The organism is Streptomyces sp. NPDC058289 (assembly GCF_042880975.1).
GTDB lineage: Bacteria > Actinomycetota > Actinomycetes > Streptomycetales > Streptomycetaceae > Streptomyces > Streptomyces stoeckheimensis.
On sequence record NZ_JBHVYI010000076.1, the window covers coordinates 7,578 to 26,205 of the forward strand.

Annotated in this window: 19 protein-coding genes and 2 pseudogenes; 10 read left to right on the forward strand and 11 right to left on the reverse strand. The window is 68.4% G+C overall.

The annotated features are described in order from the left end of the window. Positions 1-591 precede the first annotated feature (591 nt). From ACFVX6_RS30350 to ACFVX6_RS30360, 3 genes and pseudogenes are all read left to right on the forward strand, one after another. Positions 592-771 (forward strand): annotated as a pseudogene (locus tag ACFVX6_RS30350) (DEAD/DEAH box helicase family protein); the annotation flags it as partial. 13 nt (positions 772-784) lie between these two features. Next, positions 785-1,681 carry a DEAD/DEAH box helicase family protein gene (locus ACFVX6_RS30355; RefSeq protein ID WP_389696852.1) on the forward strand — a complete coding sequence of 299 codons (897 nt, stop codon included), beginning with the start codon at positions 785-787 and terminating at the stop codon, positions 1,679-1,681. Continuing rightward, the gene (locus ACFVX6_RS30360; RefSeq protein WP_389696854.1) at positions 1,576-3,093 is read left to right on the forward strand and encodes a Helicase associated domain protein; all 1,518 of its coding nucleotides are present in this window, start codon (positions 1,576-1,578) and stop codon (positions 3,091-3,093) included. Before ACFVX6_RS30355 ends, ACFVX6_RS30360 begins: the two co-directional genes overlap by 106 nt. 102 nt (positions 3,094-3,195) lie before the next feature. Here ACFVX6_RS30360 and ACFVX6_RS30365 read toward each other — a convergent pair whose 3' ends face one another. From ACFVX6_RS30365 to ACFVX6_RS30380, 4 genes are all read right to left on the reverse strand, one after another. After that, complete coding sequence (locus tag ACFVX6_RS30365; protein ID WP_283453811.1) at positions 3,196-3,399, reverse strand: cold-shock protein; 204 nt, start codon at positions 3,397-3,399, stop codon at positions 3,196-3,198. 246 nt (positions 3,400-3,645) lie between these two features. Further along, positions 3,646-3,993: a MerR family transcriptional regulator gene (locus ACFVX6_RS30370; protein WP_389696857.1), complete on the reverse strand. Its 348-nt coding sequence runs from the start codon at positions 3,991-3,993 to the stop codon at positions 3,646-3,648. A 1,801-nt stretch (positions 3,994-5,794) separates the two neighbouring features. Further along, entirely contained in the window at positions 5,795-6,067 is a 273-nt protein-coding gene (locus ACFVX6_RS30375; RefSeq protein WP_389696859.1) for a hypothetical protein, read from the reverse strand. Positions 6,068-6,262: 195 nt separating this feature from the next. After that, positions 6,263-6,673: an ATP-binding protein gene (locus tag ACFVX6_RS30380; protein ID WP_389696861.1), complete on the reverse strand. Its 411-nt coding sequence runs from the start codon at positions 6,671-6,673 to the stop codon at positions 6,263-6,265. A gap of 611 nt (positions 6,674-7,284) precedes the next feature. Here ACFVX6_RS30380 and ACFVX6_RS30385 point away from each other — a divergent pair. The 4 genes from ACFVX6_RS30385 to ACFVX6_RS30400 all read left to right on the forward strand — a co-directional run bounded on the left by ACFVX6_RS30385 (position 7,285) and on the right by ACFVX6_RS30400 (position 9,656). Then, a complete protein-coding gene (locus tag ACFVX6_RS30385; RefSeq protein WP_389696863.1) occupies positions 7,285-7,692 on the forward strand; it encodes a hypothetical protein in 408 nt (135 codons plus the stop codon). 628 nt (positions 7,693-8,320) lie between these two features. After that, positions 8,321-8,737 (forward strand): DUF3052 domain-containing protein, encoded by a 417-nt coding sequence (locus ACFVX6_RS30390; RefSeq protein ID WP_389696865.1) that lies wholly within the window; start codon positions 8,321-8,323, stop codon positions 8,735-8,737. 290 nt (positions 8,738-9,027) lie between these two features. Then, a complete protein-coding gene (locus tag ACFVX6_RS30395; RefSeq protein ID WP_389696867.1) occupies positions 9,028-9,291 on the forward strand; it encodes a hypothetical protein in 264 nt (87 codons plus the stop codon). Beyond that, complete coding sequence (locus tag ACFVX6_RS30400; protein ID WP_389696869.1) at positions 9,288-9,656, forward strand: DUF6233 domain-containing protein; 369 nt, start codon at positions 9,288-9,290, stop codon at positions 9,654-9,656. The genes ACFVX6_RS30395 and ACFVX6_RS30400 overlap by 4 nt, the downstream gene beginning before the upstream one ends. A gap of 283 nt (positions 9,657-9,939) precedes the next feature. Here the strand turns inward: ACFVX6_RS30400 and ACFVX6_RS30405 are convergent, their stop codons facing one another. The 4 genes and pseudogenes from ACFVX6_RS30405 to ACFVX6_RS30420 form a co-directional block, all read right to left on the reverse strand. Next, positions 9,940-10,347, reverse strand: a complete 408-nt coding sequence (locus tag ACFVX6_RS30405; RefSeq protein ID WP_389696871.1) for a hypothetical protein — start codon at positions 10,345-10,347, stop codon at positions 9,940-9,942. 18 nt (positions 10,348-10,365) lie between these two features. Beyond that, complete coding sequence (locus ACFVX6_RS30410; protein WP_389696922.1) at positions 10,366-11,616, reverse strand: IS110 family transposase; 1,251 nt, start codon at positions 11,614-11,616, stop codon at positions 10,366-10,368. A 624-nt stretch (positions 11,617-12,240) separates the two neighbouring features. Then, positions 12,241-12,508 (reverse strand): annotated as a pseudogene (locus ACFVX6_RS30415) (DUF6415 family natural product biosynthesis protein); the annotation flags it as partial. Between the two features lie 126 nt (positions 12,509-12,634). Beyond that, a complete protein-coding gene (locus tag ACFVX6_RS30420; RefSeq protein WP_389696873.1) occupies positions 12,635-13,579 on the reverse strand; it encodes a Gfo/Idh/MocA family protein in 945 nt (314 codons plus the stop codon). Between the two features lie 380 nt (positions 13,580-13,959). Between ACFVX6_RS30420 and ACFVX6_RS30425 the strand changes: the two genes are divergently transcribed. Further along, entirely contained in the window at positions 13,960-14,919 is a 960-nt protein-coding gene (locus ACFVX6_RS30425) for a helix-turn-helix transcriptional regulator (RefSeq protein WP_389696875.1), read from the forward strand. A gap of 25 nt (positions 14,920-14,944) precedes the next feature. Here the strand turns inward: ACFVX6_RS30425 and ACFVX6_RS30430 are convergent, their stop codons facing one another. Then, positions 14,945-15,352: a VOC family protein gene (locus ACFVX6_RS30430; protein ID WP_389696877.1), complete on the reverse strand. Its 408-nt coding sequence runs from the start codon at positions 15,350-15,352 to the stop codon at positions 14,945-14,947. Between the two features lie 245 nt (positions 15,353-15,597). On the opposite strand from ACFVX6_RS30430, the gene ACFVX6_RS30435 reads away from it, so the two are divergent. Then, a complete protein-coding gene (locus ACFVX6_RS30435; RefSeq protein ID WP_389696878.1) occupies positions 15,598-16,311 on the forward strand; it encodes an NADPH-dependent F420 reductase in 714 nt (237 codons plus the stop codon). 95 nt (positions 16,312-16,406) lie between these two features. After that, positions 16,407-16,853 carry a hypothetical protein gene (locus ACFVX6_RS30440; RefSeq protein WP_389696880.1) on the forward strand — a complete coding sequence of 149 codons (447 nt, stop codon included), beginning with the start codon at positions 16,407-16,409 and terminating at the stop codon, positions 16,851-16,853. Between the two features lie 105 nt (positions 16,854-16,958). On the opposite strand, the gene ACFVX6_RS30445 is transcribed toward ACFVX6_RS30440, so the two are convergent. Next, positions 16,959-17,855: a helix-turn-helix domain-containing protein gene (locus ACFVX6_RS30445; protein ID WP_389696885.1), complete on the reverse strand. Its 897-nt coding sequence runs from the start codon at positions 17,853-17,855 to the stop codon at positions 16,959-16,961. A 231-nt stretch (positions 17,856-18,086) separates the two neighbouring features. After that, entirely contained in the window at positions 18,087-18,317 is a 231-nt protein-coding gene (locus tag ACFVX6_RS30450; RefSeq protein ID WP_389696887.1) for a hypothetical protein, read from the reverse strand. Positions 18,318-18,628: the final 311 nt, after the last annotated feature.

Sequence of the window (18,628 nt, forward strand, 5' to 3'; positions counted from 1 at the left end):
ACATTTGTTTTTATGAGACCGCCGCCGACCTGAGGTTGGGCGGGGCCCACGCATGCTCTCGGGCTCCCCATCTTCCCCACACCGTTCACGCTGCAACGAAGTGAGGCGAAGAGCGGCAGCGGCCGTTTTCAAGAATCCCCATCAAAGGCTCGGTTGGCAGCGTTTTCAGCAGAACAAATTCCCACTCAGAAGCGTTCTGGACTTCTGCATGACCTGGACCTTTGTACGGCAGGTTTCGCCGAGCGCAACCGGTACATCCATAGCTCCTGGGTGTATGACGAAGAGGTACACGGGTGGCGGATCATCAAAGGCACGAAGGGCCTGGGCCGCCCAGAGTTCGGGCTTGTGTCCAGCGAGGACGTCTGGGACCTTGCTGCCGATTTCGCCCGCCTGCGAGACAAGCTCGTCACGTGGGACGCCGACTTCTTCGGCACACCAGGCGACCCGAGTCTGGGAGAACCCCCCGCTTCCTCGAAGCGTCTGTAACCCCAGTGGCCGCCGCCCCGGGGTAGGAGCGAGTCGGCACCGACCGCCCTGGCCGATTCAGTCCAAGCGAACTGCGACTGCTGGGCGGCCAGGCAGAATGTGCGAATGGCCAAGGAACTCCGTCCTCACCAGCGAGAAGCCGTGGAAGCGGTAGTTCGTGCCCTGCAAATGCCTCGACGATCGATCGTCCCACTGGGCGGGCTGCGCACGCAGGTGATCATGTCGACCGGCTCCGGAAAGACCCTCGTCGCCACCCGAAGCGCGGAGGAGCTCCACGCGGGCCGGGTGCTGGTGCTCTTTGCCCTCGCTAGACCTGCTCGCCCAGACGGAGGCCGCGTGGCGCGAGGGCGGCCGCCGGGGCCCGATGATCGGGGTGTCCTCACTGCGGGGCGAGGAGGTTTCCTTCCCCAACACCACGGACCCGGTCGAACTGGTGGAGTGGACGCGGGGTCTGGAGAAGGTCACCGTCTACGCCACGTACGTCTCCCTCGGCCTGGGCACCCTGGAGAAGGCCCACAACGCCGGCCTCCCGGCCTGGGACCTCATCGTGGTCGACGAGGCGCACCGGACCTCGGGCCGGATCGGGAAGCCGTGGGCGGTCATTCACGACAACACCCGCATCCCGGCCTTCCGTCGGCTGTACATGACGGCCACGCCCCGGATGTGGCAGCTCGGGGACGAGGACCCGGAGCAGGCCGGTGCGCCGGGCGAGCTGGTCGCGAGCATGGACGACGATCCGGACGGTCCGTTCGGCAGTCGCTGCTTCACCCTGTCGCTCTCCGAGGCGATCGACCGGGGCATCTGCGCCCCCTACCAGGTCGTCTGCGTGGACGTCACGGACACCCAGCTCCAAGCCGCCCAGCTCCTGGGCGCCGAGAGCCGCTCCGACACCGTCCGCGGGGCGCGGATCGCGGCACTGCAGACCGCGCTGGTGAAGGCGTCGGCGGAGGAGTGCTTCCGGCGCACGCTCGTCTTCCACCACGTGGTGAAGGAGGCTGAAGCCTTCGCCGCCGGCCTGCCCCACGTCACCGCGCAGCTGAACGCCAACGACCCCGAGCTGTACCCGGCCACCGTGTGGGCGGACTGGCTGTGCGGGGAGCACAAGCGCTCCACCGCCGCCGCGTCCTCGCCGAGTTCGCCGAGGGAATCGCCACCGACGGCACCGTCGTGGAGAAGGGCTACCTCGGGTCCGTGAAGGTCCTCGGGGAGGGCGTCGACACCAATAACTGCGACTCCGTCTTCTGGGCCGACGTCCGCGGCTCGATGCCTGACCTCGTCCAGGCCGTGGGGCGTGCCCTGCGGATGCAGCCCGGCGAGGGCAAGACGGCCTCGCTCGTGGTGCCGATCCTCCTCTGGCCCGGCGAGACCGCGGACAACATGCTCACCTCGAAGGCGTACGGCGGACTCGCCAAGCTCCTGGAGGCGCTGCGGGCCCACGACGCCAGGATCGTGGAGACCCTCGCAGAGCAGCAGGCCCCGAGCCGCTACACGCCTGTCAGCGAACGCAGCGGCAGCAGGAGCGGCTCCGGCAGCGTCAGCGCCCCCGCCACGGCCCTCCTGAAGTTCTCCACGCCCCGCGACCCGGCCGCTCTCGCCGCGTTCATCAACCTGCGCGTCTTCAACCCCGAACACGAGCACTGGCGCCGCGGGGTGGAAGCCGCCGTCATCTACGCCCGCGAACACGGCGACCTCAAGGTCCCGTTCACGTTCCGCGTCCCGGCCGCCGAGGAAGCGGAGAAGGCCGGGTGGCCAGCCTCCCTGGCGAACTTCCCGCTCGGGCAGTGGACCGCCGACGCCCGCCGCTTCTACGCCCGCGGCGACATGGACGAAGACCGCATCGCCCAGCTGGAGAAGCTCGGCATGGTCTGGTCCCACTTCGACGTCGCCTGGCAGGAAGGACTGGCCGCCGCACGCGGGTGGGCCGCCGCACGCGGGCACCTCCTGGCACCGGTCGACGCCGCCTACCAGGGCGCGCAGGTGGGAATCTGGCTGAAGAACGCGCGGGCCGCCGCGCGCAAGGGGCGGGAGATCGAGCAGCGGCGGGCCGAGGGCCTGCCCGTGGAGTCGTCTGCCGGCGCGATGACACGCAAGCGCCGCGAGCAGCTCGAGGACATCGACCCGTCCTGGTGCCCGGTGTGGCCTGTGACGTGGCAGCGCTGCTTCCACCTGGTCCGCCAGCACCTGGACACTGGCCAGGCACTTCCCACCGTGGTGGGCGAAGTCATGCGCCAGGGCGAGGATCTGGGCCGGTGGGTCACCTCGGTTCGGCACGGCTGGGACCAGCTCACCCCAGTCCAGCAGTGGATGTGCGAACAGATCCTCGGCATCGAGCCCGCGACCGAGGCCGAGAAGCCGAAGGCGCGCACCAGCCAGGCCGACAAGTGGGCCATGCACTACGCCGCCGCCCAGCAGTTCTACGCCCGCGAGGGCCACCTCACCGTGCCCCGCAAGCACGTCGAAACCATCACCACCGGCGGCGACGGCCAGGCACAGCAGGACGTGGCGCTGAAGCTCGGGATGTGGATCGACAACCAGCGCCGGCGCGGCGCCGCACTGACACCCGAACGCGTCGAGCAGCTGTCCAAGGTCGGAATGCGGTGGGCGTGATGGGCGTCTTTTCCGCCGCGGCCGCCACGCTCGCCGGCGGCTAACTTCTTGGACCGTTGCGCCCGGGGTACTCGGGGCACCCCGGGGGGAATCGGAAGGGGGTTAGGCCGGGCTGATGTTCTCGGCCTGGGGGCCCTTCTGGCCCTGGGTGACGTCGAACGTCACGACCTGGCCCTCCTGGAGCTCACGGAACCCCGAGGAATTAATCGCCGAGTAGTGGGCGAAGACGTCCGGACCGCCGCCCTCCTGCGCGATGAAGCCGAAGCCCTTCTCAGCGTTGAACCACTTCACAGTTCCCGTAGCCATGTCTCATGCCTTCCAGTCGATGAACGCCTCCCACACCTTGCGGAAGACGGAGGTGATCGTCCTGGTTCCTGCGGCACAGCACAGCAAAACGCCCACACCAAGGCGTGGGCAAAGGAGACTTCCGAACCACGACAGCTGCCCCAGACGCTACACGCCCGCACCCCCTGTCACCAGAGAAGACGACCCGTATGGCACACCCCAACCGGGCTGCACGGGACCCGCCGTCACCCGGCGGGCGCTCCCAGCTCAGGCCGCGGCAGTGGCATCCGCCGGGCCTACCGATCCGGTGGCCCGCCGGTACTCGGCGTTGACGCGCTGGGCTTCCTCGAGCTGGTCTTCGAGGATGACGATGCGACAGGCGGCCTCTACAGAGGTGCCCTGGTCGACGAGCTCGCGGGCGCGGGCGGCGATGCGCAGCTGGTAGCGGGAGTAGCGGCGGTGACCACCGGCGGAGCGCAGCGGGGTGATGAGGTGGGCGTCTCCGATGGCGCGGAGGAAGCCCTGGGTGGTGCCGAGCATTTCGGCGGCCCGGCCCATGGTGTAGGCGGGGTAGTCGTCGTCATCGAGACGGCCGAAGGAGTCGTCTGCGGTCACTGCACCTCTCTCACCGAGCGTACGGAGGGGCCCTGGTGCCTATGGCACCAGGGCCCCGAAGGAACTGCTACACCATCTGCCGGCCCTGGTACTGCGCCGGCCTTCTGTTTCCGCGTGCCTGGCCTTACCGCTGCCGGGGGTGCGGGGATCGCGGTTGCTTGACCGGAGACCACCTCACTAACGATGTCCTGCGGTACCCGGGCTTCAACCTGCCGGCCCGGGCGATCCTGATGGCGCTAAGCTCCTCCGTTCATCCCTCAGTGATCAACTATCTACCTGCGGGGTACTGCGTACTGCTGGTACTGCTCTACTGCGGGTACTGCTGGTGTTGCGAACTGCTCAGTGGCCTGACCGAGCGCCACGCTTCGGCAGCCAGCCCCGTCGCCCATCCTGCAACTGCTCTGGCTTAGAACCCCACTGCCGAACCTCCCGATGCGCGCGCCCGCAGCCGACGCCTTCACCGAGGTACCGCTCCACTCACTTCACTGCTGGGTACTGCTACTGCGAACTGCGGATACTGCACTTACTGCTGTACTGCGAACCGCTTTGTACTGCTCGTGGCCTGACCGAGCGCCACGTTCCGGCAGCCAGCCCCGTCGCCCATCCTGCAACTGCTCTGGCTTAGAACCCCACTGCCGAACCTCCCGGTGCACCCGCCCCATACTGCGACGCGTTCACCGAGGTACCACTCACTGACTTCACTGCTGGTACTGCGAAATGCGGGTACTTCCACTGCGTTAACTGCGGTACTGCTCACGGCGGCCCCTGATCACTGCGGGCCACCCGGTCCGGTCGTCAGTCCCGTCGCCGCCATGCAACCAACCTGGCTTCGGAACTCCACCACCGCACCGTCCTACGCACTGCACCTGCGGGTACTGCTTGTACCGCGAGTACTGCTGCCCGGCAGTTCGTCTCTGCCAGGCCCTGCGGTCTCTCTGCGTTACGAGAGAAACCATAACCACGACACCGCCCAATGTCTACTCCGGCCATCACAGATTTTCGTGTGTGCCACGGGGAGGTAGTCGGCCTCGGTCAGGAGCGGAGTAGGTCGAGGGCGCAAGGCAGGTCATCGTCGCCCTGATCCCCGCAGGCCAGGGCGCAAGCTCCTCAATGGGCGGACTCGACAATCAGAGACCAGGTGACCCGGATCGCCACGATGAGCGTTGGCGTCCCACCCAGTAGCTCCCGCCGCATCCGTCCGCAGCGCGCGTGGGAGTACCCGCCGCTTCCTCGGAGATCTCCGCCCCCCGATCGCAGCCGAGGGCAAGGAAAGCGTGATCCTGGTCTCTCCGAGCTCGTCACCAACGCCCTGCGCCACGACGGCGGCAGCAACCCTCGCCCCGGCCGCGCACCCCGACCGCGTCGAGGTGACCGTCAAGAACGGCAGTTCGCTGCCCCCTCACATGCGCACCCCCGACCCGAACGACAGCACCGGAGCTTCGCTGGCCGAGGGCCAACCGTCTGGTCCTCACCACCACCACCGTCGCCGTCGCCGTCGCCGTCCGTCCGTCCGTCCGGCGGCAAGGTGAGCGCCCTCCGCGCTCGCTAGCACCATCGTCGGCCCTGTCCACGCATTCCACCGCCAGCGCTGGTACCAATGCCGCACGGCTGCGGTGGCCGGGCGTGGGCGCGGGCCGTAACCGCGACAGGGACGATTCGTTGGGGATGGATGGCATGACGGCAGCGCTGGGCATCTCATCGGACGCCGAGCCGGGCGAGCCACCGGCACAAGGACGGATGCCACACCAGCGGTGCCCTGCCGTTCACCGCACCGTGATGGCCTCCGGGCCGAACAGATCCCTCAGGTATTTTCCTGGGGGCAGACCTCGGCCAAGAGCTCCAGCAGATGGGCGGTCACCGGCTCAGGCTCGCCCCGCCGCACCCAGGTGTAGACGGCAACCCGGGTCGAAGCGTCGGCGTGCCGCAGAACGTACCCGTCCACCAGCCCACGCGAACGGCACTGCCGTACGAGGATCTGCCGGGGCTTTGCGTCACCCTCGGCCAGGACCTCGGCGACCTGTCGCTCCGGGCCGTCGCGAAACTGATACACCCAGCACGTGCGCATGCGGATCATTGTTTCTAGCACTCCCGGCCGCCGGGCGCCGGACACCCTGCCGTCCGTGCCGGATCACCGCCCTGGGCTCCGCTCATGGCCGCCCGACGCACATGGGCCCACTACCGCCGCAGCCGCCCGGCACACGGTCGTCGGCGGATCCTGGCGCGGCCTCCCCTGACCGGGGTGTGGATCGCGAGTCAGGACCAAGCATGATCACAGGAGGCGGCCGGCCTGGTCCCCGCCGGGGTCGTCGGCCAGCCCTATCGTGACCTTCACTCGCTTGCCCACGGGCTCGCGCCGCACCTCGAAACTGCGGCACACCGCCATCGCGATCTCCAAGCCGTGCTGCCCGATCCGACTCGGATCAGCCGCACTCACCGCGGGCAACTGCGCGCCGGTGTCCCACACGCTGATCTCCACGGCACCGGCGCCGACCTCGAGCTCCAGCAGACACGGCCCGGGCGCGTACTTGTAGGCGTTGGTCACCAACTCGCTGACCACCAGCTCCACCATGCTCATCGCACGGTCCGACACCGGAAGCCCGTGAACCGCCTGCACCGCGGTCATGAAACTACGGGCAGCATGCCTGGCCCCAGCGATCGGTTCGATGCCGTCCAAGGCCATCGCGGACATGATCGGGCGGCCGAGTAGCGACTCACACTCGTTTTGGGACACCACAGCAGCCATACCGCCACCCTCATCCGGAGCAAGCCACACGGCTGCTTCCAGCCAGATACCCCCAGACGGCAGCGCTACACGAGAGCACAAAACGAAAATCTGACCACCCCTGTGACCGGTCGCGCTAGTGGTCACCGAGGACGCCCCTCGACCTGCGCATTCGCCTCGCACTGGTCAAGCCATCTGTCACCAGCTGGTCGAGATAGATGTCACCAGCCTCGTCCGGCCACGCTAGTTGTCACCGGCCGAAGCAGAGAACCAACTGCTCAGAGAAGGTGCACTCGCTCGGTGTCCCGTCTCAATTGATGTGGTCTGGGAGCGGGACTATGAGGTGCTGCGACCAGATCGGTTGGGACGCCAGAACGCCGGATTTCTCAGGCGGCATGGTCCCGCAGGTGCGGATGGGGTCGATGTCCGTGATCGGCGATATCGACGCGGTTGACCCCACCGATTCCTCCGGTCGTAGGGGATTGCTCCGAATCGCTGCTGCAGGGAGTAACGGACCGCTAGGGTCCCCTAGTTGATCACCGCTCCCGCTCCGACCCGAGGACAGCCCCATGCCTTTCACTGCCACGGTCATTGACTACGACCCGGCCAGCTACCCCCTCAGCGAGTGGGACAACGGCCATTACCGCGTCTACGCGAACACCCCGGACTCGGACGACTACGACCCGAAGGACCCGGGCACCCCCCGGTACCAGCAGCGGCCCACCGACCTCACTAAGCTCACCCTGTACCCCAGCCAGGACCTGGGTGAGGAGATCTCCGAGGAGCTGCAGGTGACCGGCCACGCCTCCGCCCTGCTCTATGCGAGGTCGGCCTACGTCCCGGCCGGCACCTCCTGGACCTTCTACAGCCAGCAGGATTTCCAAGGCGAGGTCTTCGAGCATTCCAACGAGAGCACAGTCGCCCACGTCCTGAACTTCAGCGAGCTGTGCAGCAGCGTCCTCAGGGGCACTGCCTAGTCCGAAGCAGCATGACCCCCCGGTCCTCTACACCCACTCCGTAGACGCGAAAGCGCCAGGAGCCAGTTGGGACATGGCCACCGTCGGTGAGGTGGGCACGATCCTGCGGACCTGCTGGAATCCTTCAACATCGCGCCGCTGCCAGCAGGGCCGGCTGACCACAGTCGCCGCCAGCAGGCCCTGGACCCGCCGCTTCAGTACACCCTGACGCCAGCGGCGGCCAGGAAGCCGTTCATTGGCATCCTGATCCGGCATCGACGGCGCCTCGCGGATATGAGCGGGCCGCGTGCTCTGTTCGGATGCCGGTGCACAGCCCGGCTCTGTGCCGTGCCGAGGATCCGTTCCGCCAGCCACACCGCCGAAGCGTGGGAGTCCCCGGACCGCCCACCCCGTAGCACCTTGCGGAGGGCGGCCCAGGACGACCCGGCGGCCAGCGGCCGACAGAATCGTGTCACTCGTTCGTGGCCTGCGGCACCGTCTTCAGCATGGGCGCATTCAGGCATCGAGATGATCGTCACGACGTGGGCCCGCATGATCGGGCCACGCCTGCCAGAGCGCGGAGCAAAGCCGGATCGACCATCGGTTCTGCTGAACCAACAACCGCCCACGACAAGCGAGGGAGTGTCAGATGACAGACACGGTGAGTGTGCCGGACAGGCTCGGCATCGAACGGGGCATGGTGGTCCAGGAACTGGGGTGGGACGAGGACTCTGCCGAGGCGGTGCAGACCTCGGTAGCGGAGCGCACCGGATCAGAGCTCCTCGACGAGGCGGCCGACAGGACCGTCGACGTGGTCCTGCTGTGGTGGCGTGAGGGCAACGGCGACCTGGTGGACGCGCTCGTCGACGCGGTCGGCCCGCTGGCGGAGAACGGGGTGATCTGGGTGCTCACCCCCAAGTCAGGGCGCGATGGGTACGTCGAGCCCTCCGACATCGCCGAAGCCGCCTCCATCGCCGGCCTCCCCCAGACCTCCTCCATCAGCGTCAGCGCCGACTGGGCTGGCTCCCGTCTCGTTGCCCCCAAGACCGCCAAGGTCCAGCGTTGAGCCCCCACTGACCACCCCAGACACAACCGGGCGCCGGGGCGCAGCACGCCAGCCCGCCCCGGCCTGCCCACGCCCAGGCCAAGACGGCGAGCGCGGGAAACAGCAACAAGGGCGCAACCGGGCGCCGGCGGGTCAGCGAGCACCTCGGACGTGCCGCCACACAGGACAGTGACATTTTGCGCGACTAGGTGACAGCTACCGCGACCAGTCACAACCCCTCACTCCGGGCGAAGCCGACACCTAAGAACTTCAACTCGCACGTATGTTCGAAACTCTGGTTGAATAAGTGGATGCCGCACTTCCCGTTCCCCGATGACCTCGTCGCCCTCCAGCGAGAGCAGATCCGCACCTACCGCGCCCTCGCCCTCCAGCCCGCCCTCCACACCGCTGTTCTGCGCCGCGAGCTGATCCGGCTGTCCTGCCTGATCAGCGCACACCCGTACTGGGAGCAGCGGGGCTGGAGCACCACGGGCCGGGTGGAGCTCCGCCGGACGGCGGAGAAAGCGCTGGACGAGGCTGTACGGGAGCCCGGGCCCGGAGCGCGATCAGCGTGAGCGAGCTGGAGGCCCGCCTGGAGCAGTGGCGGGCCGTGCGGGCCTGGCTCGCCTGGCAGCAGCGCCAGACCGAGCAGACCATCCGCGCCCTGGAAGCACAGCTGGCCGCCTCCTCGCCGGGGCGCTCGACGTCGCGTCAACCCGCACCGCGGCGGCCCGTACCCGCACCTGTTTCCGTGCCGGACTGGAAGGTGGAGTCGATGCGCACCGCCGAGGGTCCGAAGCCGTACTCCGTTCACGTCGGGGAGTGCGCCATGGGCGAGGGCCGGGCGATCAGCCGCGATGAGGCCCGACGGCTCCTCGCCGAGGGCGTCGAGGCGTGCCCGTTCTGCAGCCCCGAGAACGCGCTCGGCATGACCGGCTGATTCCCCGCCCTGGCCGGTGACCTTCGGCGCGCCGGTATGTTCGGACGTACGGGGCGCGGCCTTGGCCAACCAGGCCGCGACGGGGGCCGCGCCCCTATCGTCATCGCGGCCACCGCGCCGGGCGGCGGCCGGCTGTCATTGCCCGAGCGGGCTTCGGCCGGGGCTTGGAGCAGCCGCCCGGCCTCGAACAGGCTCCTCTTCACCCCGGCTATCGCGGGGTGAAGACACCTCATGCAGCTAAGCCGTCAAGTTCGGCGCTGCCGTGGGGGCATCGGACGGCATCTCATACTTCGTCTTCAGGGAAGAAGGTATCCGCGATCTGCACGAGCTGGTCGTCACTCAGCTGCGGAGGCACCCACCCACGGTGGCGTGCATGAGCGACGAATCGGTCATCGACGGGAACGTGGTACCGCTCGACGTAGTGAGCAAGGTCGGTGTGCCAGAACCATTCACCGTCGGTAAGGAGGTGAAGACGATCGATGAGCTCTTTGGTCGGGCTGAGGAAGTCGTAAACGCCTGATCCAGTCGCAGCGATCACGCTGCCGGCACGCAGGTATCGCACAAGGTCCTCCTCATACGGGTCACCTTCACGGCGCACGGCAGCAATCAAGGAGGGGCCTTCGGGACTCCCATGCTTCAGTTCCCTGAACTGGCCGAGAAAGCGATCTGCGTACGGGTACTCACTGGTCACCGCCAGGAGCGTAGTCGATCAGATGTCCGACACCGCCGCGGTCGACAGCGGCACTGCCCCGAGAGGAAAGGCCACCGCCTCGTCGAAGGGAGTGCGGGTCTGCAAGCAGTGATGAAGCTGGCCAAGCATCCGGTTGAACAGGTGCCGCAGAGCCTGCATGTGCCAGTCTCCACCCGCCCGGCGGCGCCGGTAATGGGCGTCCGCGCCCGTGGAGCCGCTGAGGGAAGCGAAGGCCCACAGATGGCCGACGTGGTTGAGCCGGTTGTTCTTGACGAACCGGCGCCCGACGTAGCGGCGTTTGCCAGAGGCCCGCGTGATCGGGGCCGAGCCGGCGTACGCCTTCAGCCCTCCAGCCGTGGCGAACCGCGTCCGGTCGTCGCCGATCTCGCCCAGGATGCGGGCACCGACCTGGGGACCGATCCCGGGGAAGCTCAGCATGATCGTCGCGTCCGGGTGTGACCGAAAGGCTTCCTCGGTGGCCCGCGCCAGGTCATCGACCGCCTGACAGGCGGCGTCCAGCTGCAGCAGCAGGGCCAGTGCCTGCTTGCCCATAGCGTCCTCGACGAGGGGCAGCTGCCGCGGGGCCTCCTCGCGGAAGAGCTGCTGGATTCGTTCGGCGTCCGTTTCGATGCCCCGCCGGCGGCCGGCCCGCCGGAGCATGGCGGTCAGCCTCCACATCTGGAGCTTGGCGGCCAGAGCAGGTGTGGGCGCAACGGCCAGGATGCGGCGGGCATCGGGGCGGGTCAGGGTTCCCGGCTTGTCCCTGAACGCCTCGATCATCGCCGGGAAGTACTCCCTCAGCAGAGACCGCAGCTGATTGGCGACCTGCTGCCGGTTCCAGACCGCGTCCTGCTGTGCGCGGGCCAGAACGGACACTGCCTGGGCCAGGTCGGTGTCGGCGGGCAGCGGGCGGTGCACGAGCGCATCGGTGCGGATGATGTTCGCCAGGACCAGGGCGTCACCCGGGTCCGACTTCTTGCGGCTGACTCCGTGCCGGTCGCGGTAGCGGGAGGCAGCCATCGGGTTGACCGCGTAGATCTTCCGAGGCCCTTGCCGCAGCGTGGGGACGAGCAGGCCGCGGCTGGTCTCGATGGCGACCGGGATCGGCGTCTCCGCAGTGTCGCCGTGTTCCGTCAGCAGGTCGAGCAGTAGCCGGTAGCCGTCCAGGTCGTCGTTGATCCGGCACTTGGCCAGCAGCTTGCCGGTGTCGTCGACGAGCGCGACGTCGTGGTGCCCCTCCGCCCAGTCGATCCCGCAGAACACGTCCATGGATCCCGCCCCTTCTCCGGTGCCGATCTCGAAGACGAGCACGCGGGGCCGCACGGCGCACTAATTCCAGGGCTCCAAGGCCCGCCACCTCATCAGCCGTGCGCGGCACCGCAAGGCCGCACGGGCGCACGCCGTGTCCAGAGCTCGGAGCTCGTGAGGAGAAACGCGTCACCGTGCGGCAGCTCATCCATCGAGGATCCCGAACCCGAGAGCCCCGTGGGGGCAGAACGTGCGAGGACCGGCCGGCGCCCAGCGCCACCAGTCTTTACAAAGACCTCGCACGGTCGGAGGTGTCGTAGGGGTCACCACGGCACCGACCGGACCACACACGTCCTGCCCTGGGCTGGACAACGCCGCCCCGGGCCCCTCAGAGATCCAGAACCTCTAATTACTAACGAATTAGAGGTGTCGTTTTCCGAAGGGGGCTTGCCCATGGCCGCTGACCTGGGCAAACAGAAGATCACCAAATTCGGGGGGTCCCACCTCCGGTCCCCCGCCTAGTGCACCCCTCCAGACACCTCTGCAGCCCCCTCCCGGTGCAACCCTCTCCGGGGCGAGCGCGACCTCCAGGCGGTCCAGCCGTTCGTAGAGGGCGCGGACCAGGTGGGCCGGGTTCTGGACTCAGTGCACCGTTCCCTCCAGCGTCGCGGACAGCCGGCCTTCCGCCGCGCGCAGGACGACTTCGGCGAGCGTCCCGGGGCTCGCTGCTCTTCGGGAGCTGGTCCGCGCGGCGCCGTACGTCGGCGGCGAGCGCGCGGGCGTGACCGGTCAGCTGGAGGCCGATCTGCTCGTAGTCGCGTACGGCGAGCGTGTTCTTGCCAGTCCAGGTGAGGACGGCCTTGACGAGGCACTCGTACGGTTCGCGGTCGAGCGGGAGCTGCGCCTCGATCAGCCCGTCGGGGAGGAAGGCTGCGCCGTCTCAGGGGTCGTTCCGCGCCTGGCGCCTGGCTGGGCCTGCGGTACCGGTTCGCCGGAGCCGGGGCAGCCGAAGAGAATCACGGGCCCATCGGGGGTGACGTCAACGCGCGGCGTTGACCTGCTGGTCGACTTGCAGCGTGAGCTCTAGGGCGTCCAGTGCGCTGGCGGGGGTGATCTCGTTGTCGGCGTGCCCGTGCAGGACGGCGAGGACATGGTCGATCATGGCGGTGTACTGGTCGGCGGTCGGCAGAGGAATGTCGCGGCTGCCGTCGGCGGTGTATTCGGTGAGGGTGGTGGCGGGCTTGCCGTCGTATCCCATTGTGGATGCCGACTCCAGAACGGCGTCGGTGAATGCGGCGGTGTAGCCGCCGCGGGCTCCGTAGGGCATGGGGCGCAGTGAGGAGATGGAGCTGCGGGCGATGGCTTGGTCGAAGGTGAAGGTGGCGTCGATGGCGGCCGCGTCGGCGTCCCGTTCGGCTGCGGTGACGTGGACGGCTGTGGGTGTTCCCAGGGCGCGGGTGATGCAGTCGAGGTCGCTGTGCATGGATTCCATCGGCAGGGACTTGAGGCCGAGGCTGGCGCCGGGCCACAGCGGGGCCATCGCTGACCAGTAGGCCAGTTCCTTCAGCTGGCCGTAGGTGCCTTCGCGGACGGCGTCGTGCAGGATCCGGTTGGCGGGGAGGAAGCCGGCGAACATGTCCACGAAGACGTGCCGGTCGCTCTCCTGGGAGGCGGCCACGATCCGGCGGGCGTCCTCGGCGCTGGCGGCCATCGGCAACTCGGTCAGGACGTGCTTGCCGGCCTCCAGGGCACGCAGCGTCATCGGGGCGTGCAGGGGGATCGGCAGGCAGATGTCGACGAGGTCGAAGGAAGGGTCGGTGAAGGCCGCCTCCAGGTCGGTTGATGCGGGGACGCCGAACTGGGCGGCGGTTTTGGCCGTCTTGTCCGGATCGCGGCCGAACATGACCACCTCGACATCGTCGCGCGCGGCGTAGACGGCGGCGTGGGCCTGGCCGAAGCCGGTTCCCAGGAGTGCAATCTTCATGGTGGTGCCTTTCGAGTCGTCAGGTGCGTTCGGAGATCAGCTAGTGCCGTGGGGCCGGCGGGGTGGGGTCAGGAGGGACGGAGCCGACGGCGGCCTGAGGGTTGAGGTCGGGAGTGTGCATGGCGGACTCCTTTGTGGGACGTCGCGGTTCGGGTGTGGCCGGTGCGCCGCCGGATACGGCAGACGCCGTGCGAGGGCTGGGTCATGTGCCGGTGTTGGCGTGGGCCGTACGAGGGTGTCCCGTGAGAACCGCTCTGACGCCTCAGCGGGGTCCATCCATATGCCCCGGCGGCGGGAGCAGGGGGGCGGTGCTGCTCATGCGTTCACGTTAGAAGTGTTTTAGGACACCTGGCGTCCTTGAAGCCGGTCATGCTGAGGGCATGACGACCGACCTTCCCGCCCGGATACTCCGCCTGCTGTCGCTGCTGCAGACGCGCCGTGAGTGGTCTGGTGTCGAGCTCGCCGAGCGGCTCGGTGTCACTACGCGCACCATCCGCCGCGACATCGACCGGTTGCGTGAGCTGGAGTACCCCGTCGAAGGCACCACCGGGCATGCAGGGGGCTACCGGCTCGCGGCCGGCGCTGCGATGCCGCCGCTGATCCTTGACGATGAGGAGGCCACGGCCACCGCCGTCGCCCTGCGGACCGCTGCCGGGCAGCTGGCGGGCATGGAGGAGACCACCTTGCGGGCCCTGGCCAAACTCGAGCAGGTGCTGCCGACACGCCTGCGGTCGAAGGTCGCCGCTTTGCAGCAGGCGACCAGCAGCATCGAGTGGGAGCGCCGCGGTCCGCGTACCGACGCCGCTACCCTGGCCGCGCTGGCTGCGGCGTGCCGCGACCTGGAGACCGTCACCTTCGACTACACCACCCGCGCCGGCACCGCCGCGGGGCGCAGGGTCGATCCCCAGCAGCTGGTCGCCTCCGGTGGGCTGTGGTATCTCCTCGCGCATGATCACGATCGTGACGACTGGCGGATCTACCGCCTCGACCGCATCACCGCGCTTGCCCCTACCCGCCGGCGCTTCACACGCCGGGCTGTGCCCGGCGGGGACCCCGCGGGGTATGTGGCTTCGAAGATCGCCGGTGCGCCGGTGCGCTACCGCGCCATCGCGACCGTGCCGGAATCCGCCGATTCGCTCCGTGCCCGTACCTGGGCGCTCGCCACCCGCGTGCGGGCAGTCGATGAGAACACCTGCACCGTCGACTGCTCCGGGGACCGCCTGACCACCATCGCCCAGATCCTCGCCGGCCTGGATGCCGACTACACCCTCGACGCCGACGAGGCGGTCCGTGACCACCTGCGGGCAGCCGCCCGCCGTGCCCTCGACGCCACCGCCTGAGCCGCGGGCGCGGCCGGCTGTCGGTTCAGGCGAACTTGCCCATGTGGCTGGCTTCAAGCGCGGCACGGTCGTTGATACCGATGACATAGCCAGCGGGGTCGCGGAAGTAGAACTCGTGGACCCCGTTGTTGTCGGTGACCGGTTCCTTGACGATCTGCGCGTGCCGGCTGGCCAGGTCGTAGGTGCCCTGGAAGTCGCTCACCGACAGGTAGAACATCCCGGCGAAGCCGATCGGCTGCCCTTGCAGCACCGGCAGCCACGCCTTGAGATCGGCATTGCCGTAGAGCATCCCGGCCAGCTCGCCCTTGAACAGCAGCATGTGCAGGTCATCGCCCGCGGTCGCACTCGAGGAATCGACATCGAAGCCGACGCTCTTGTAGAACGCCACGCTGGCTGCGGTGTCCGCAACGCTGATACACGGCACGAACGGCATGCGCACTCCTGCAACAGAACGAAAAAAGGGCGTCTCACTCCCGAGTCTCAGGCAGCCCTCGTGGCCGCGCGCCCGCCCACGGCCATCCGTGCCACCCCCGGACCGGCGGCTGCCGCGCCCGCTGCGGATCGGCCGTGGCGCAGCTTGTAGGACATGAGGTGTCCTAAACGATGCCTAGTGTGGCTTTTGCAGTCATTACGCCCATCCCGCCTGTGGTCGTTTCCTCTCATCCCTTGGAGCACAGTGTGAAGATCGCGATTCTCGGTACCGGCGCCGGCGCGCGTCAGCACGCGGCCCGCCTGTCCGCCCTCGGCCACCAGGTCATCGTCGGCACCCGCAGTCCCGACGCCACCCTGGCCCGTACCGAACCGGACATGATGGGAACCGAGCCCTTCGCCGCCTTCCACGCCGTCCACCCCGAGCTGACCCTCGTCACGTTCGCGGAGGCCGCCGACGCGGGCGAGCTGATCATCAACGGGATCGACGGCACGAACGCCGTCGCCGCGCTGACCGCCCTGCCGGCCGCATCGCTCGCGGGCAAGGTCCTGATCGACTACGCCGTCCCGTACATCTACCAGCAGCCCGTCGACCCCCAGCACTCCTGGCCCACCCCGTGGGGCGAGATGCCGCGCCTGGACCCCGTCGACACCGACAGCCTCGCCGAACAGATCCAGCGCGCCCTGCCCGACACGATGGTCGTCAAGACCTTCGTCACCCAGGAGCAGGAAACCGTCGTCAACCCGGGCGAGTTCGGCGGCGGCGACCACACCATGTTCCTCGCCGGTGACCACGAGGACGCCAAGACCGCGGCCCGCGAGATCCTGACCGCGTACGGCTGGAACGACATCGCCGACCTCGGAGCCCTGGCCGCGGCCCGCGGTCTGGAAATGTACGCCCACTTCCACACCGCACTCGGCCTCGCCCTCGGCAGCCGCTTCGGAGTCAAGATCGTCCGCTGATGGTGGACCGGCGGTGAGGGGCCACTCGTGTACAGGCACGGCCCCGCAGCCCCTCACCCACACGACCGACCTGCCGATGCAAGGAACCCACCGTCATGCCCGCACCGACGACCCACATCGTCCTGGCCGTCCCCGACGTCGCCCACACCCTCGCCGCCTACGAACAGCTCGGATTCACCCGCACACCCCCGCACCTGCGCGAATCCGCCGAAGGAATGGCCGCCGTCCAGCACGGCACCACCACCCTGTTCGTCCTGCAGCCCGAGGACGCCTTCCGGCAGCAGAACCCGCACGCCGCCTCCCAGCCGGTCGGAGCCACCGCAACCGTCTCCATCACCGGCCTGCCCCACTTCGACACCATCGCCGAACGCATTCGCCAACACGCTGACGTGCACAACGACTACGTCCACGACCCGGCCTTTCGCATGATCGCCTTCCGCGACCTCAACGGCTACCTCATCTCGATCAGCGACGGCCCGGCACACCTACGCCTCGCCGAGGAGCCAGACGCACACCCAACCAGGCCACGGGAGAACCACTGAGCAGCCTGGCTTCGTTCACTGCTCCTCGTGCGAATCTGCTGCAGAACCGTGAACAGCCAACGCACCGCCGAGACGAAGTCGATGACTGGCTGTCGTGCCCCGCTGCTACCAGCCCGTTTCCGAGAGGCCCCGGCGGGGCGGCGAGGCGGCGGGCAGGAGCTCCTCGGCGGCACGGCTGATGAACTGGCGGGTGCTGTCCGGGTTCAGGGCCTGGGCCTGAAGGTGGTCGTACATGACGCCGTAGTGCCGCACATCGGATCGTTTCTCCAGATAGAGGTCGCTGGTGAACCGCTCCAGATACACCGCCCCCGTGGCGGTGTCGGGAAAGTCGAGGATGGAGAACTGTCCCGAGACGCCCGGGTGGGCTCCCACGTCGTGCGGGAGGACCTGCACGGTGATGTGCGGCTGCGCGGCGATGTGGTTCAGGTGCTCAAGCTGTTCACGCATGATCTCAGGGCTGCCGACAATGCGGCGCAGTGCCGATTCGTCCAGCACGATCCATAAGCGCAAAGGGCGTGCCGGATGGTGGGCGCGGTGCTGTCGGCGCAGCCGTACGTCGAGGCGCGTGGCGATCTGCTCAGGGGTGGCCAGAGGGATCGTTTCCGCGGTGACCGCGGCCGCGTAGGCGGGGGTTTGCAGCAGGCCGGGGATCACCAGCGGCTCGTAGGAGCGGATCGAGGAGGCTTCCGTCTCCAGGCCGATGTAGACCGCGTACGGGACCTCCCCACAAGCGACCCACCAGCCCTGCTGGTCCGCTTCCCCGGCCATCTCCATCAACGCGTCCACGACCTGCGGGTCTGTGACTCCATAGAGGGCGCACAGGTCCCGCACATCACGGGGCTTGATGGCACGGCGGCCGTTCTCCAGGTGACTCATCTTGGGCTGCGAGATCAACAGGCGTTCGGCCACCTTGGTACTCGTCAGGCCGCAGGCCAGGCGGAGCCGGCGCAGCTCCGCACCCAACCGCCGTCTTCTAACGGTGGGGTTTCCGTTCGCCGCCACGGGTGGTCCACCTCCGGCTCGGAACCATCTACCAGCCGCGGCAAACCACGGCCGAGTCCGGACGAACGCACCCTGCGGTAATGATCACCGAACCCTGCTGGCGAGTGTCACGCGGCGCAAACGGGTCCACGTGCACGGCCCGAGCAGAATTCACCCCGCCGCCACGCCCTTCCACCTATCTGCCGCACGCGGACGAGGACCAGAAACAGGCAGGAGGGCAGCAGTGTCCCGTTACCGGTGGATCACCGCGCACGGCTTCCCCTGCATGACGTTGAACTCCACGCACAGCTTCGTGCCATGGCCGAATCGCTTCCCGCCCTTCCACTTCCACCCCACCGTGGAGAGCTTGGTCAGGGCCGCGCTCACCGGGGTTGCGTCCTTCCACCCCGTGAGCGCCGACCTGTACCCGTCCGGGTCGTACGTGATCAGGCGGGCGCGTACGCCCGTCCCGCGGCCTTCCATGTGGGTGCCCGACGTCGTGCGCCCGCAGCCCCTTGCCGTAGACGGACAGGCCGACTTTGCCCTCGCTCGCCTTCGCGTTGGGGTGCGCGTGCGCGGGCGCGGCGCCGAACAGCAGGGCCGTCGCTGTCAGTGCGGCGAGGTCCTCGTCCGGCATCCGCCCGTGCCGCGGGGCGTCCCACAGACCGGCTCGGTGGACGAGGTGCGGGCCTGGCTGTCCGGCTGGTGCCGTGACCGGAAAGGGTCCGGCGGCACGGAGCGCGCCACGCCTCGGGATCACGGAGGAACGATTCGTCGTTCGGAGCCCTCCTAGG

Coding starts and splice junctions, on each gene's coding strand:
- ACFVX6_RS30420 (WP_389696873.1), bottom strand. CDS start 13,579: ATGAAGATTGCACTCCTGGGAACCGGCTTCGGCCAGGCCCACGCCGCC.
- ACFVX6_RS30430 (WP_389696877.1), bottom strand. CDS start 15,352: ATGCCGTTCGTGCCGTGTATCAGCGTTGCGGACACCGCAGCCAGCGTG.
- ACFVX6_RS30450 (WP_389696887.1), bottom strand. CDS start 18,317: ATGGAAGGCCGCGGGACGGGCGTACGCGCCCGCCTGATCACGTACGAC.
- ACFVX6_RS30440 (WP_389696880.1), top strand. CDS start 16,407: ATGCCCGCACCGACGACCCACATCGTCCTGGCCGTCCCCGACGTCGCC.
- ACFVX6_RS30365 (WP_283453811.1), bottom strand. CDS start 3,399: ATGGCTACGGGAACTGTGAAGTGGTTCAACGCTGAGAAGGGCTTCGGC.
- ACFVX6_RS30395 (WP_389696867.1), top strand. CDS start 9,028: ATGCCGCACTTCCCGTTCCCCGATGACCTCGTCGCCCTCCAGCGAGAG.
- ACFVX6_RS30380 (WP_389696861.1), bottom strand. CDS start 6,673: ATGGCCTTGGACGGCATCGAACCGATCGCTGGGGCCAGGCATGCTGCC.
- ACFVX6_RS30375 (WP_389696859.1), bottom strand. CDS start 6,067: ATGATCCGCATGCGCACGTGCTGGGTGTATCAGTTTCGCGACGGCCCG.
- ACFVX6_RS30385 (WP_389696863.1), top strand. CDS start 7,285: ATGCCTTTCACTGCCACGGTCATTGACTACGACCCGGCCAGCTACCCC.
- ACFVX6_RS30425 (WP_389696875.1), top strand. CDS start 13,960: ATGACGACCGACCTTCCCGCCCGGATACTCCGCCTGCTGTCGCTGCTG.
- ACFVX6_RS30390 (WP_389696865.1), top strand. CDS start 8,321: ATGACAGACACGGTGAGTGTGCCGGACAGGCTCGGCATCGAACGGGGC.
- ACFVX6_RS30410 (WP_389696922.1), bottom strand. CDS start 11,616: ATGGACGTGTTCTGCGGGATCGACTGGGCGGAGGGGCACCACGACGTC.